Origin of the sequence: Halobellus captivus (assembly GCF_003697845.1) — an archaeon.
GTDB classification, from domain to species: Archaea; Halobacteriota; Halobacteria; order Halobacteriales; family Haloferacaceae; genus Halorubrum; species Halorubrum glutamatedens.
In genome coordinates, this window is record NZ_RDQE01000007.1 from 154176 (window position 1) to 167740 (window position 13565).

Here is a 13565-nt window from a genome sequence, read left to right on the forward strand (position 1 = left end):
TCCGGGACTACCGTAACGATACCACCGCAATCGACGCCATCGCAACCGACGCCACCGCAATCGACGCCATCGCAACCGACGCCACCGCAACCGACATCGCCGCTCCCGACGAACGACGCATCCGCACACACCAAATCGACGACACAACCCACACATGCCACTCGCTACCGACGACTTCCTCGACATCGACGACGTGACGCCGGCCGAACTGGACGCCCTGCTCGGTCGCGCGGCCGCCATGAAGGCCGGCGAGACCGATCCGCGACTCCCCGACACCACGCTCGGGATGATCTTCGAGAAGCCCTCGACGCGGACGCGGATCTCCTTCGAGACGGGGATGACGCGGCTCGGCGGCCACGCGATGTTCCTCGGCCCCGACGACCTCCAGCTCGGCCACGGCGAGCCCTTGCGGGACACCGCGCGGGTGCTCGGTCGCTACGTCGACGCCGTGATGGCGCGGCTGTTCGACCACGGCGACGTCGAGACGCTCGCCGAGCACGCCGACTGTCCCGTGATCAACGGCCTCACCGACGAGGCCCACCCCTGCCAGACGCTCGCGGACCTGCTCACGATCCGGGAGTCGGTCGGCGAGGACGCCACCGTGGCGTGGGTCGGCGACGGCAACAACGTCGGGCAGTCGTTCGTCGTCGGCGCGGCGATGGCCGGGATCGACGTCCGGGTGGCCACGCCCGCCGAGTACGGGATGGACCCCGACGTCTTCGAGCGCGCGGCCGCCTTCGGTGCGGACGTGGAGCCGACCACCGATCCCGAGGCGGTCGTCGACGGGGCCGACGTCGTCTACACCGACGTGTGGATCTCGATGGGACAGGAGGACGAGCGCCACGAGAAGCTGGCCGCCTTCGACGGGTTCCAGGTGAACGCCGACCTGCTCGCCGGGACGGAGGCGAAGGTGATGCACTGTCTGCCCGCCCACCGCGGCGAGGAGATCACGAACGACGTGCTCGAGTCCGACCGCGCGCTGGCGTGGGACCAGGCGGAGAACCGGATGCACGCGCAGAACGCGCTGCTCGTCGAGCTGCTCGAGGACGAGGTCGAACCCGGATCGTAATCGACCCGACCGACCCCGCCGGCATCGCCTTCTCCCCCGACCGCCCTACCCCGGCGCGCGCGACCCCGCGAGGACGACCGACGGGAGTCCGAGCGGAACGCGCGCGAGGGAGCACCCGATCGCGCCGCCGAAATCACGGCGGCGCGGCCGGTGCGAGGCTGGGGAGGCGTGAGGTCACGCTTCGGCGGCCGTCGCTCGCTGGCGACGACCGGAGGGATTCGGGCGCGATCGCCGGCCTATCGAGGGTGATCGTCGGCCTACTGAAGACGACCACAGACCTACCGAATCCGCCACCACAGCGACCGAAGCTTGTACCCGATCGATCCGGCCCGATAGCCGTTCCAGCCGCTCATCCCGCCCGCGAGCGTCGAGGCGTCGTACCCCTCCTCCTTGAGGACGCTCGTCGCCCGCTTCGCGACGATCCCCATCTTACACACCGTGACGACCTCCCGGTCCCGCGGGATCTCGTCCAGCCGGTCCCGGAGCGCCGACTCGTCGCCCGCGCGGAGGGCACCGTACACGGGCAGGTTGTGGCTCCCGTCGATCGCGTCCGATTCGTACGCCTCCGCCGGGCGGACATCGAGGACGAAGGGCTCGTCGTCGTCCTCGAGGCGATCGTCCAACTCGTCCGGACGGATCCCGTTCATCCGCGTAGTCGCTCCGCGTGTTCGGTCACGATCCGGCCGAGCCGCTCCGTCCGTTTCCGGAGGTCGTCGTCGGAGATCCGCCCGCCGTCGTCGATCTCCGATGAGGCTCCGCGGATCCCGACCTCGTGGGGGACCACCCACGCGTGGACGTTCCGGAACGTCGACCGGAGGTGTTCGAGGGTGCCGCCGTAGGAGCCGCCGCCGGCGGTCGCGAGCAGCCCGACGGCGGTGTTCTCGTACTCGTGGGAGCCGCAGAAGTCGTGGAAGTTCTTGAACGTCGAGGAGTAGGAGCCGTGGTAGACGGGAGTGCCCGCGAGCACGCCGTCGGCCTCGCGGACGCGGCGTTTCAGGCGCTCGCTGTCCCCCCGGTCGTCCTCGTCGGGGTGGTATAACGGGAGGTCGACCGCACCGAGATCGATCAGGTCGGTCTCCGCGCCGGCGTCGGCCGCGGCGGCGAGCGCGACCCGGAGGGCGGCCTTCGTAGTGCTCGCCTCCCGGCGGCTGCCGGAGATCGCGACGATCCGTGTCATACGCCGGATTCGGGCCGGGGAATCAAAAACGCAGGCGGTTCGACGCGCGCGGTCGGAGAAAATCGATCTCGGGTCGTTTTCGCCCGGTGTCGCGTGGCTCCGGTTGAAACGGGCGTGCGGAGTGACCGCTGTCCGTCCTTCCGGATTCTGGTGGCCCTCTCGCTCCCGTGACGGACCGAGTGCCCGCACGTTTTCAAAGGCCGAGCGACGAAGCCCGTTCATGGACGTCCCGCCCTCCATCGACCGATCGGATCACGTGACCGTGCGTCGTCTGCTCCGGCTCGCTCTCGCGGTGTCTCTGATAAGCCTCGTCTTCTTCTATCCGGGAGCCATCTCGTCACCGTATAGCGATACGGGACTCACCGGATACTACAGCAATCAGATAGTCGAACGGGGAGACAGCGTCGAATCGATCGACCACGCCGAAGTCACGGACGAGACGAGCGTGTACCGATACGACGAGCTCTCACCCGTTGCCAAGGAAGTCTTCGACGAAACGAGGTCGGCTGAAGGCGATCCGTTCACGATAACGATCTGTCACGATTGGGCGGTGGTTTGCGACGAGTATTACGCATCCGACGTTCCAGGAGAGTTCGAATACGGAGCCGTGGGTCACAACGTCGACGAAAACGAACTGTATACCATAATCGAGGACGACGGAGAGGCGTACCTGCTTCAGACGGGCGCTTTGGGACACGGCGACGGATGGGACCTGTCGGGTCTGCCGCTCATGGTTCTAAGCTCTCTGATGGTGTTGTTGGTTTCCGGCGTTCTTTTCCACAACACGATCAGACCGCCGAACCCCGACGGAGACGGATTCGTCTCCCATGACACGGTTTTCGGGTCGTTGATCGGCCTCTTCGCGCTCGCCGTTCCCTACCTTCACATGGGAGACGTACTCACCGTTCATCAGTCTCGCGTGTTGATCGTTGGGGTCGTCGCCGTCGGGGTCCCGGTGTATTATTTGAGGGATAGATAGCGAATGTTTCGTTGGTCTCGGAGTCGCCTGCGCGGAAGGGGATTCCATCCGATTTCGTCGAATTCCTACTCTTCGGCTGTTGTTCGACCGAAACAACAGGACACTGAGGGCTGCTAGTGGTACGGGTGTTTCGTGAGTAATCGAAGTGATAAGAAGGTGGTCATTGCTGGTGCGATGATCACGATCACGGAGAACGCCTCCAAAGCCCCAGCCGGCTCCGGTCGAGGGCCTCGCTGTGGTCCTCGTCGCTCACTGCGTTCGCTCCCGCGGTGCTTGCGTCGGCCGTCTTCCCGGAGCCGGCTGTCCCTTTGAGTCCCACCCAACTGCCCCGCAGCCGCACCTCATACCTCCCCAGCCTCGCGGCTCCCTCCGCTTCGCTTCGATCGCCGCTCCCTCGCGGGCTCCTCGCGCCCGTTGGGCGCTCGGAGGCGCGCCACCGCTATCAGTCGGTGTGTAAACTGCGTTGACCGATCCGTCCGCCCTCGTGCCTCCGATTCGCCCGCGCAAGGTTCGCGAGCGACACCGGACGTTATGGTCCCGGCCGCCGAGGGAGCGAACATGGACCAGATCTCGTTCGGCACGGACGGCTGGCGGGCGACGCTCGACGTCTTCACCGACGACCGGGTGCGGATCGTGGGACAGGCGGTCGCCGACCACCTCGAGGCGGCGGGCCACGACGAGCCGGTCGCCGTGGGGTACGACGCCCGCGAGACCTCGGAGGGGTTCGCCGAGAGCCTCGCCGAGGTGCTCTCGGGCAACGGCTTCGACGTTCTGCTCCCCGAACGCGACGTCCCCACTCCCCTGATCGCCTACGGCATCGTCGACGAGGGGCTGGCGGGCGCGTGTATGGTGACCGCCTCCCACAACCCGCCGGAGTACAACGGCGTGAAGTTCATCCCGAGCGACGGCGCACCCGCGCTGCCCGACGTGACCGAGGACGTCGTCTCGCGGCTCGCGGAGCCGGACCTCCTGCCCGAGAACGAACGCGGGGAGGTCCGGCGACACGACTTCGTGACTCCGCACGCGGAGGCGGCCCGCGACCTCGTCGACGCCGACCTCGACGGGCTCACGGTCGCGTACGACGCGATGCACGGCAGCGGCCGCGGCGTGACCGACGCCCTGCTGGAGTCCGCCGGTGCGGAGGTGCGCCGTCTCCGCTGTGACCGGGATCCCACGTTCGGCGGCGAGTCCCCCGAACCCAGCGCGGAACACCTCGAGGACCTCGCCGACCTCGTCACTGACCCCGGAAACGACATCGACCTCGGCGTCGCCAACGACGGCGACTCCGACCGGGTCGCGGTGGTGACGCCCGAACGCGGCGTGCTCGACGCCAACCTGTTTTATGCCGCCTGTTACGACCGCCTGCTGGAGACCGACTCGGGTCCGGCGGTCCGGACCGTCTCGACGACGTTCCTCGTCGACCGGATCGCGGAGGCGCACGGCGAGGAGGTGTACGAGACGCCGGTCGGATTCAAGTGGGTCGCCGAGGCGATGGGCGAACACGACGCGCTGTTCGGCGGCGAGGAGTCCGGCGGGTTCTCCGTGCGCGGGCACGTCCGCGAGAAGGACGGCGTGTTGATGGCGCTGCTCGCGGCCGACGCCGCCGACGCGGAGCCGTTCGACGCCCGCGTCGACCGCCTGCTCGACGAACACGGCCGGATCGCCGCCGGAAAGGTCTCGCTCGACTGCCCGGACGACCGGAAGGCGGGCGTCCTCGACGAGCTTGAGGACCACATCCCCGAGTCCGTCGACGGCCACGCGGTCGCGGAGGTCGTCACCCTCGACGGGTTCAAGCTCCTCCTGGCGAACGGCTCCTGGTTGCTCGTCCGCCCCTCGGGGACCGAGCCGAAGCTGCGGGTGTACGCGGAGGCCGACAGCGACGACCGCGTCGAGTCGCTGCTGGCGGAGGGACGGGAGCTCGTCGAGCCGCTCGTGTGAGTCGGGCGCGTCCGTTCGCGTGAGCCTGACACGTCCGCTCGTATGACCTCAACACGCCCGGTCACACGGCCCGACCGTGCCGTCCGGACGCGCTCCGATTGGGTGGCTTTTTAGGGGATACCACCCTAGTCGAGCGTATATGTTCAAGGCCATCGTGAGCGCGTCGACGCTGCAGGACGCGCTCGATTCGGTGAGCGTGCTGGTCGACGAGTGTAAGATCCGCCTGAACGAGGAGGCGCTCTCGATCCGCGCGGTCGACCCCGCGAACGTCGGCATGGTCGATCTCACCCTCGAGGCCGCCGCGTTCGAGTCCTACGAGGCCGACGGCGGCGTCATCGGCGTCAACCTCGCCCGCCTCGAGGACATCGCCGGCATGGCCAACTCCGGCGACCTGATCCACCTCGAACTCGACGAGGAGACCCGCAAGCTCCACATCGAGACCGACGGGCTCTCGTACACGCTCGCGCTCATCGACCCCGACTCCATCCGCCAGGAGCCGGACATCCCCGACCTGGACCTCCCCGCCGAGATCGTCGTCGAGGGGGCACAGCTCGACCGCGGCGTGAAGGCCGCCGACATGGTCTCGGACCACATCCGGCTTCGCGTCGACGAGACCGCGGAGACGTTCCTCATCGAGGCCGAGGGCGACACCGACGACGTCGACCTGGAACTCGCCCGCGAGGACCTCATCGCGCTCACCGCCGGGCCCGCGGACTCGCTCTTCAGCCTCGACTACCTCAAGGACATGAACAAGGCGATCCCCGGCGACGCCGAGGTCACCGTCGAGCTCGGCGAGGAGTTCCCCGTCAAGCTCCACTACGCCTTCGGCGAGGGGTTGGGTCAAGTGACGTACATGTTGGCCCCTCGCATTCAGAGCGACTGAAGCCCTCGAAAACGACGGATTCGGACCTCTCTTCTCCCCTTCCGCTTCTCGACCGTCTCACCTTCCGTCCCCGACCGGTATCCGCACCGTCACCCGCGTCCCGCGCGGCTCGCGGTCGGCGTACGCCACGTCGGCTCCGAGCGCGCCGGCGCCCCACTCGACGACCCACAGCCCGAGCCCGGAGCCGTGTTCGAGCGCGGTCTCCTGGCCGGACTCGACCGCGCTCACCTCGTGGTCGGGGATCCCGGAACCGTCGTCCTCGACGACGAGGACGAATCGGTGGGCGCCCTCACGTCGAAGGGTCACCTGAACCCACGCGCCGCCGTCCTCCCGCTCCGTTCCCGCGCCGTCGTGGTGCTCGATCGCGTTCTCGACGGTGTTCTCGACGACCGCCCGGAGGGCGTCGGGCCTGAGTCGGGCGGTCGATTCGTTCTCACTCTCCTCCCCGACGTCGATCGTGAGGTCGACGGTCGCGTCCGGGTCGCGCTCGCGGGCTTCGTCGACGACCTCCTCGACGGCTTCGGCCACGTCGATTTCGACGGGGTCGGCGTCGGCCAGCAGCGACTCGACGGTGCCGGCCTTCTCGCCGAGCGCGGCAAGCGCCCCCGAGCGTCGCTCGATCGCGTCGGCCATTCGGACGAGTTCGGGGTCGTCGAGCTGCTCGACGAGTAGTTCGCCGTAGCCGTGGACGAGTCCGGCGTCGTTGCGGAGGTTGTGTCGGAGTACCCGGTTGAGCACCTCCAGCTGTTGGCGGCGGCGTTCGCGCTCGGTGACGTCCGAGAGGACGACGGTATACCCGACGTGGGTGCCGTTCGGGTCGGTCAGCCGTGACGTCGACACCGCGTAGGTGCGGCGGCGACCGCCGGTGTTGACCGTTATCTCGTCGTCCTCGTCCACGGTTATCGGCACGTCGAGGAACGCCGAGAGCGGTCGGTCACGGGCGGCCGCGGCGTCGACGCCGAGGAGCGTCCCGGCGGCGGGGTTGAGCCGGACGATCCGATGGTCGAGCGCGAGCGCCACGATGGGGTCGGCGAGGTCGTCGATCGCCGTGCGCTCGGCGGCGCGACTGGTGGTCGGGTTCCGGTCGAACATCTCCGCGCGGTTGAACGCGTACGCGTCGAGCAGCACGTGCGGGACGAACATGAGGGGCGCGAGCTGGAGCTGCGGCACCGGTCCCACTCCGAGCGTCCAGGCGACGAGCGCGAACCCCGGCGGGAGCGAACTCAACGCCACCGCCGCGCTCTCGCGCCGGTAGAGGGGGCCGTAGCTGAGCAGCGTGTCCACGAGCAGGAAGACCGCGCTGGCGACGAGGACCGTCTCCACCGCGACGACGAGGTACGCCCACGGGCCGAGCGCGTACGAGACGGTCGACACGTCGAAGACCGGGTCGAACCGGAACCCCGTCCAGAACGCGCCGTGGAGGGGGTTCGTCGCGAGGCCGACCGTCGAGAGGAGGCCGAACCCGACGACCACGGCGAAGGGGCGGCTCCGGACCACGTCGCTGCGTCCCGTGTACTCGAGCGCGAACCCGAGGAAGGCGATCCCCGTCCAGACGACTCCGAGCCACGTCGTCGCCTCCAGGACGACCCGGAGCGTCGGGTCGTCGACGAGCAGGCCGACGCCGTAGGAGAGACACCACGTCGCCTGCGCCGCGAACACGCCGAGGAACCAGTCGACGCCCGGCCGGCCGCGGTGACGACGGATCGCCCACGCGAGCCCGAGCGCACCGATCCCGCCGGCGATCGACCCGACGGCGGGCCACGCGGGGACGGCCGGCCACGCGGAGAGGAGCCACGCGGGGACGGCGTCGAGGAGGACCATACGCCCGGTACGACGGAGACGCGTGGCCTAAAGCTGTCGTGTAGCTCCCCCTCGTCCGCCGGCTCGGCGTCCTCACTCGCCGATCCGACGCCCGAACGCGACGGCGACCGGGACCAGAAGCGCCGCCCCCGCGAGGAACGGCGACGCGACGGCGACCGTGTAGAGGACGGCCATCACCGGCGGACCGACGGTCCGTCCGAGGCTCGCCGCCCCCCTGTGTGACGCCGAACGCGGCGCCCTGTCCCGCGTCGTCGGTCGACGTCGAGACCAGCGTCGCAAGCGAGACGTTCACGAGGGCGTTCCCGAGCGACAGCGCCGCAAGGGCGACGAGCAGGGCGACGAGCGGGGCCGTGAACCACGCCGGACCGCCGAGGTCGACCCCGCGACCGACCCCGGCGGTCGCCGGGAGCGCGGCGAGCGCACAGGCGAGGACCCCCGCGCCGCCGGCCACGAGCGTCCGCGAGGGAACGATCCGGGAGAGTCGCCCGACGAGGACGCCCTGATTCACCGCGCCGAGGACGCCGACGTAGGTGAGCAGGAACGCGGCGGCGGTCGCGTCGTACCCGAACCGGTCGGCGACGTACGGGATGAACATCACCTGAACGCCGGCGAACGCGACGGCGACGACGAAGTACGCCAGCGTGAGCGGTCGGAGGGTCACGGAGCCGAGCGCGTCGCGGAACTGGCCGATCGCGGTCGTCCGTCGGTCCCGGGACCGGTCCCGGTTCGGCTCCTCCAGGAGGAGGGCGCCGACGCCGACCGCGAGGAAGCTCATCCCGGCGGCGGCGAAGCTCGGGAGCGAGTACGGAGTCGCCGGGACGAACCCCGGGAAGAGCGCGTCGGCGCGGGCCACGACCGGGTCGGCGGCGAGGAGCCCGCCGATGGCCGGGCCGAACACGAAGCCGAGCGCGAACGACGCCCCGACCAGCCCGAGCGCGCCGGCCCGTCGGTCGCGCGGGGTGATGTCGGCGACGTACGCCTGTGCGGCCGCGATGTTGCCCCCCATCGCTCCCGCGAGTCCACGGGAGGCGAAGAGCGTCGCGAGCGCGGCCGTCGTCCCGAACCGCGCGCCCGACTCGCCCGCGTAGCCGAACGCGACCCACGCGACCCCGGCGGTCGAAAGCGACGCGAGCAGGACGGGCCGGCGACCGATCCGGTCGGAGAGTCGGCCGAGCGCGGGCGCGGCGAGGAACTGTGCGAGCGAGTACGACGCCGCCAGCAGCCCGATGTACGCGTCGCTGACGCCGAACGAGCGCACGTAGAAGGGGAGGATCGGGATCACGATCCCGAAGCCGACGAGGTCGATGAACACGACGCCGATCACGACGGCCAGCGCACGGCGCGGGTCGGCCACGCCGTGGTTCGGGTCGTCCCCGGACGAGGTCGTCGTCGCGGGCCCGTCGCCGGGCTCCTCGCCGTCGAGTCCCTCGTCACCCGACCCGTCGCCGCCGATCGATGCCGCCCCCGCCTCGGGGTGTGTCACGGTCGTGAGACGTCCTCCCCGGTGTTAAACGGGCGGGCGTCACCCGTGCCGTTCGATGACGCGTTTCGCCGCCTGCCCCTTCTCCTTCCAGCCGTATCCCGCGTCGTACACGTGGCGTTTCGCCTCGACGAGCTCCTCCGGCGAGGACTCCTCGAAGCCGCCGCGGTCCCACGCGCCGGAGGTGTGGAGCCACTCGACGACGTTCTCCTTGGTCTCCGGCCAGGAGAGGCCCACCATCTCGTACCACGCGACCATCGCGAAGACGGCGTTGTCGTGACAGCCGGGAACGGAGCCGCGCTCGTAGACGGTCCGCATCGGCTCGCGGGTCGGCTCCGAGACGAGCTCCTTGAACTCCGCGGCGGTGAGCAGTCTGAGATCGTCGTCCTCGCGGACGACCCGCTGCTCGCGTTCGAGCGCGCCCAGCGCGGCCTTGTGGAGCCCGCCCCACTCGTCGTCGACCGCCTCGCGGAGGGCCGCCTCCGGCAGGCCGTCGGGCTCCGCGGTGAGGACGGACAGGAGGTCCGTGTACGCCTTCTCGACGGTGGGCCAGCTCACGCCCTCGAAGTCGCAGTCGGCGTCGTGGAGGCTGTTTGTCGTCCGGCAGCCGGGACACGGGTAGCGGAACGTCGGCACGAGTGGCCGTGTGCGGCCGCCGAAGTTAGGGTTTTCGCGACGCCCCGTCGATTCCTCCCTTCCGAAACGTTTACTCGCCGCCCGCCCGCGGTATCAGGTGACATGACCAAAGTCAGCGTGATCGGCGCGGCGGGGACCGTGGGAGCCGCGGCCGGCTACAACCTCGCACTGCGCGACGTGGTCGACGAGCTCGTCTTCGTCGACATCCCGGACCAGCGCGAGACGACTATCGGCCAGGCGGCCGACACGAACCACGGGGTCGCCTACGACTCGAACACGACGGTCAGGCAGGGCGAGTACGAGGACACCGCCGGCTCCGACGTCGTCGTGATCACGGCCGGGATCCCCCGACAGGAGGGGCAGACCCGGATCGACCTGGCCGGCGACAACGCCCCGATCATGGAGGACATCGGATCCTCGCTTTCCGAGCACAACGACGACTTCGTCACCGTCACGACCTCGAACCCGGTCGACCTCCTCAACCGACACCTGTACGAGGCGGGCGACCGCGACCGGGGTCAGGTGGTCGGCTTCGGCGGCCGGCTCGACTCCGCGCGCTTCCGGTACGTCCTCTCCGAGCGCTTCGACGCGCCCGTCAGGAACGTCGAGGCGACGATCCTCGGCGAGCACGGCGACGCGCAGGCCCCGGTCTTCTCGAAGGTGCGCGTGAACGGCAGCGACCCCGAGTTCGACGCCGACGAGCGGGAGGAGATCCTCGCGGACCTCCAGGAGTCCGCGATGGACGTGATCAGCCGGAAGGGCGCGACCCAGTGGGGTCCCGCCACCGGCGTGGCCCACACTGTCGAGGCGATCCTGAACGACACCGGCGAGGTGCTCCCCTGCTCGGTCGTGCTCGACGGCGAGTACGGGTACGACGACACCGCCCTCGGCGTGCCGGCGAAGCTCGGTTCGAACGGCGTCGAGGAGGTGATCGAGTGGGACCTCGACGAGTACGAAGCCGACCTGCTCGACGCCGCCGCCGAGAAGCTCTCCGAGCAGTACGAGAGGATCGCGTAGGCGACGCGGCGTCACCGGCGTCCGTACCGATCCGTTCCGTACCGATCCGTAGCGTTCCGTATCCATACGAACCTCCCCGTATCGCTTCCGACCCCTCCGATACCGGACGGTTCCCTCATAGTCGAGTTCATGTGCTCGCCCCCTCGAGAACCGACCATGAGCGCGTCGGATCCGGACTCCCGGAAGCACCGCCCCCTCATCGCGGCGACGCCGGACGCCGATGCCGTGCTCCCGTGGCTCCGGACGCTCGCGGTCCTCGCCGGGTTCCTGTTGGTCGCGATCCTTCTCGTGACCGTCGAACTCCTCGGCCGGATCTGATCGGCTCCCGCCACCGTCGATCCCGTCAAGAGGGCCGCGATCGGCGAATTTCACTTTCGCTTTCGGGCTCGAATATAAACCGCGTCGGCACGACGGTCCCCGCATGAGTCAGTCCACGTTCGACGACGACGACCTGTTCGGGGAGGCCGCGGCCGAGACCCGCGCGGAGGTCGAAGAGCACCTCGCGGCCGCCCGCGAGGAGCTGCCCGACCCCGACGACGTGTGGGTGACGGACGCCGAGAACGTGCTCGGCGCGCTCAACGGGCTCAAGTCGGCACTCGACGTCGGCGACGCGGTCGACCACGTTCGGTCGGCGAAGAAGGCGTACGTCCTCGGCGAGCGCGCCGACGCCTTCGAGGACGCCGACGACCTCGAGAGCGAGATCGCCGACCTGGAGTCGCTCGTGGGCGACATCGAGTCGGCGGCCGAGGAGGTCGCCTCGCTCACCGGGACGATCCCCGCGATCCGCGGCGCGCTCCAGGACGCCGCGGACGACGGGGAGTAGCCTTCCACGCTCGGTCCTCCGCTCTCCGATCGGTCGCATCCGATCCCCCGTCCCGGTTCGTTCTCCGTCTTCGACTCGCCCCGTCCCCTCGAACGGGAACGCGCTCACCGATTTATGTTCCGTGCGGCCGAAGTTCCGGACATGGCGGAACCCACCACGGAGGCCGTCCGCGTCTGGCTGGTCGAACGGACCTACTCCGACGACGAACAGAACGTGGTGATCCTCACGTACGCCACGCCCGACGGGGAGCGGTACTTCCGGAAGGAGCGTGCGCTCACGTCCTTCTCCGACGTCCGGGACACCACGGCGGCCGTCGAGGCCGGCCCGGGGGAACTCGGGTCCGTCGACGACTCCGAACTTCGAGAACGGTACGCCACGGAGGCGAGACGGATGCGGGACGCACACGACCCCGCCGACGTGATCTGACCGGCCTCGACGGGATCGTTCCGTCGCTTCGCGGTCGGGGACGCGTCAGCGGTCGGCGTCGACGTCGCGGTCCGCGACCTTCCGGTCCGCGACGGCCCGCGCCAGCTCGGCGAGCGCGTCGCCCGCGCGGTCGAGCAGCTCCAGACCGCGCTCCGCGTCGCCCGCGGTCGGGTCGCCGACGACGCCGTTGTCGGTGAACTCGTCCGAGTCGTGCGCGAGGTTCACGCCGGAGACCCACTCGCCCCAGCGGTCGACCCCCCCGTCGCGGGCGGACTCGACCCGGTCCTCCCGGACGAGATCGGGGGTCGTCGCGCGCAGAAGCGCCGTCTCCAGCGGTCCCGCGTGGCCCATGTCGCTCGCGTGCTCGCCGACCGCCCCGAACCAGGTGAACGCCACGCCGTAGCCGTCGTGTGCGGGATCCCGCGAGAAGCGGCGGGCGACCTCCGCGAGCGCCTCGACGTTCCCGCCGTGGCCGTTCACGAACACGACGCGGTCGACGCCGTGTACCGGAAGCGAGGCGGCCGCCTCCCGGACGTACGACCGGAAGGTGTCCGGCGTCACCCACATCGTCCCGTCGAACGCGCAGTGCTCCTCGGCGACGCCCACGGGGATCGGGGGGCCGACGAGCGCCTCGCCGCGGGAGACGGCGTCGGCGACGCCCGTCCGCGGCTCCGCGTCGTACGCGGCCGCGGCCGCCTCGGCGACGGCGACCGCGTTCAGCGTGTCGGTGCCGAGCGGCGCGTGGGGGCCGTGCTGTTCGGTGCTGCCGACCGGGAGCAGCGCCACGTCCACGTCGGCGTCACGCACGTCCGTCCAGGTTGCGTCCGCGAGTCGCATACCTCCCCTGCGTCGACCGGCCCCGTATAGTCGACGGTCGGGTCCACCGGCTCGGGGCCCGCTTCCCGTCCGGATACGCCCCGGCCTCCCTCCGGTTCGTCCCCGGTACTTAATTCGTCGGGCGTGGATCGGGCGGTATGACCGACGACGAAGCCGCCTCGCAGGCCGTCTACGGCGTGGTCTTCGGCCCGCTGAAGCCGGCGCTTCGCGAGCACGCCTACCCGGTGACGAAGGAGGAACTGATAGAGCAGTACGGCGGGTTCGAGCTCGAACACGCCGACGGCACGGACCGGCTGGAGGAGGTGTTACGCCGCGCCGACGTGGCGTCGTTCCGCGAGCCGCGCCAGGTCCGGGACGCGATCCTCGGCGTGGTCGGGGTCGACGGGGCCGGAAACCTGATCGACCCGGACGAGAACGACGTGGGGATCGAGACCGACGACTGGAGTTCGCTGTCGCCGTGAGGCCGATCCGGGTCGGCC

Annotated in this window: 14 protein-coding genes and 1 pseudogene; 9 read left to right on the forward strand and 6 right to left on the reverse strand. The window is 69.9% G+C overall.

Annotation, left to right across the window (positions count from 1 at the left end):
* Window positions 1-154 precede the first annotated feature (154 nt).
* Window positions 155-1069, forward strand: coding sequence for an ornithine carbamoyltransferase (argF, locus tag EAO78_RS09910; protein ID WP_122105680.1), 915 nt, complete (start codon window positions 155-157; stop codon window positions 1067-1069).
* 278 nt (window positions 1070-1347) lie between these two features.
* On the opposite strand, the gene EAO78_RS09915 is transcribed toward argF, so the two are convergent.
* Both EAO78_RS09915 and EAO78_RS09920 read right to left on the reverse strand, forming a co-directional pair.
* A complete protein-coding gene (locus EAO78_RS09915; protein WP_122105681.1) occupies window positions 1348-1716 on the reverse strand; it encodes a rhodanese-like domain-containing protein in 369 nt (122 codons plus the stop codon).
* Entirely contained in the window at window positions 1713-2246 is a 534-nt protein-coding gene (locus EAO78_RS09920) for an NADPH-dependent FMN reductase (RefSeq protein ID WP_122105682.1), read from the reverse strand. Before EAO78_RS09920 ends, EAO78_RS09915 begins: the two co-directional genes overlap by 4 nt.
* Before the next feature lie 220 nt (window positions 2247-2466).
* Here EAO78_RS09920 and EAO78_RS09925 point away from each other — a divergent pair, with 220 nt between their 5' ends.
* The 3 genes from EAO78_RS09925 to EAO78_RS09935 all read left to right on the forward strand — a co-directional run bounded on the left by EAO78_RS09925 (window position 2467) and on the right by EAO78_RS09935 (window position 6046).
* On the forward strand, window positions 2467-3225 hold the full coding sequence (locus EAO78_RS09925) for a hypothetical protein (protein ID WP_122105683.1): 759 nt from the start codon (window positions 2467-2469) through the stop codon (window positions 3223-3225).
* A gap of 558 nt (window positions 3226-3783) precedes the next feature.
* Window positions 3784-5163, forward strand: coding sequence for a phosphoglucomutase/phosphomannomutase family protein (locus EAO78_RS09930; RefSeq protein WP_122105684.1), 1380 nt, complete (start codon window positions 3784-3786; stop codon window positions 5161-5163).
* A 139-nt stretch (window positions 5164-5302) separates the two neighbouring features.
* Complete coding sequence (locus EAO78_RS09935) at window positions 5303-6046, forward strand: DNA polymerase sliding clamp (protein WP_122105685.1); 744 nt, start codon at window positions 5303-5305, stop codon at window positions 6044-6046.
* A 57-nt stretch (window positions 6047-6103) separates the two neighbouring features.
* On the opposite strand, the gene EAO78_RS09940 is transcribed toward EAO78_RS09935, so the two are convergent.
* The 3 genes and pseudogenes from EAO78_RS09940 to EAO78_RS09950 all read right to left on the reverse strand — a co-directional run bounded on the left by EAO78_RS09940 (window position 6104) and on the right by EAO78_RS09950 (window position 9983).
* The gene (locus EAO78_RS09940) at window positions 6104-7867 is read right to left on the reverse strand and encodes a histidine kinase N-terminal 7TM domain-containing protein (RefSeq protein WP_122105686.1); all 1764 of its coding nucleotides are present in this window, start codon (window positions 7865-7867) and stop codon (window positions 6104-6106) included.
* 72 nt (window positions 7868-7939) lie between these two features.
* Window positions 7940-9221: pseudogene (locus tag EAO78_RS09945) on the reverse strand (MFS transporter).
* Between the two features lie 168 nt (window positions 9222-9389).
* Window positions 9390-9983 carry a DUF7474 family protein gene (locus tag EAO78_RS09950; protein ID WP_122105687.1) on the reverse strand — a complete coding sequence of 198 codons (594 nt, stop codon included), beginning with the start codon at window positions 9981-9983 and terminating at the stop codon, window positions 9390-9392.
* A gap of 102 nt (window positions 9984-10085) precedes the next feature.
* Here EAO78_RS09950 and mdh point away from each other — a divergent pair, with 102 nt between their 5' ends.
* From mdh to EAO78_RS09965, 4 genes are all read left to right on the forward strand, one after another.
* Window positions 10086-11000, forward strand: coding sequence for a malate dehydrogenase (gene mdh, locus EAO78_RS09955; protein ID WP_122105688.1), 915 nt, complete (start codon window positions 10086-10088; stop codon window positions 10998-11000).
* 156 nt (window positions 11001-11156) lie between these two features.
* Window positions 11157-11318: a hypothetical protein gene (locus EAO78_RS18175; protein ID WP_203227861.1), complete on the forward strand. Its 162-nt coding sequence runs from the start codon at window positions 11157-11159 to the stop codon at window positions 11316-11318.
* Window positions 11319-11421: 103 nt separating this feature from the next.
* A complete protein-coding gene (locus tag EAO78_RS09960; protein WP_122105689.1) occupies window positions 11422-11823 on the forward strand; it encodes a DUF5790 family protein in 402 nt (133 codons plus the stop codon).
* A 141-nt stretch (window positions 11824-11964) separates the two neighbouring features.
* The gene (locus EAO78_RS09965; RefSeq protein WP_122105690.1) at window positions 11965-12249 is read left to right on the forward strand and encodes a hypothetical protein; all 285 of its coding nucleotides are present in this window, start codon (window positions 11965-11967) and stop codon (window positions 12247-12249) included.
* Between the two features lie 45 nt (window positions 12250-12294).
* Here EAO78_RS09965 and EAO78_RS09970 read toward each other — a convergent pair whose 3' ends face one another.
* The gene (locus EAO78_RS09970; RefSeq protein ID WP_122105691.1) at window positions 12295-13086 is read right to left on the reverse strand and encodes a creatininase family protein; all 792 of its coding nucleotides are present in this window, start codon (window positions 13084-13086) and stop codon (window positions 12295-12297) included.
* A gap of 137 nt (window positions 13087-13223) precedes the next feature.
* Here EAO78_RS09970 and EAO78_RS09975 point away from each other — a divergent pair, with 137 nt between their 5' ends.
* Complete coding sequence (locus tag EAO78_RS09975) at window positions 13224-13547, forward strand: DUF5789 family protein (RefSeq protein WP_203227865.1); 324 nt, start codon at window positions 13224-13226, stop codon at window positions 13545-13547.
* Window positions 13548-13565: the final 18 nt, after the last annotated feature.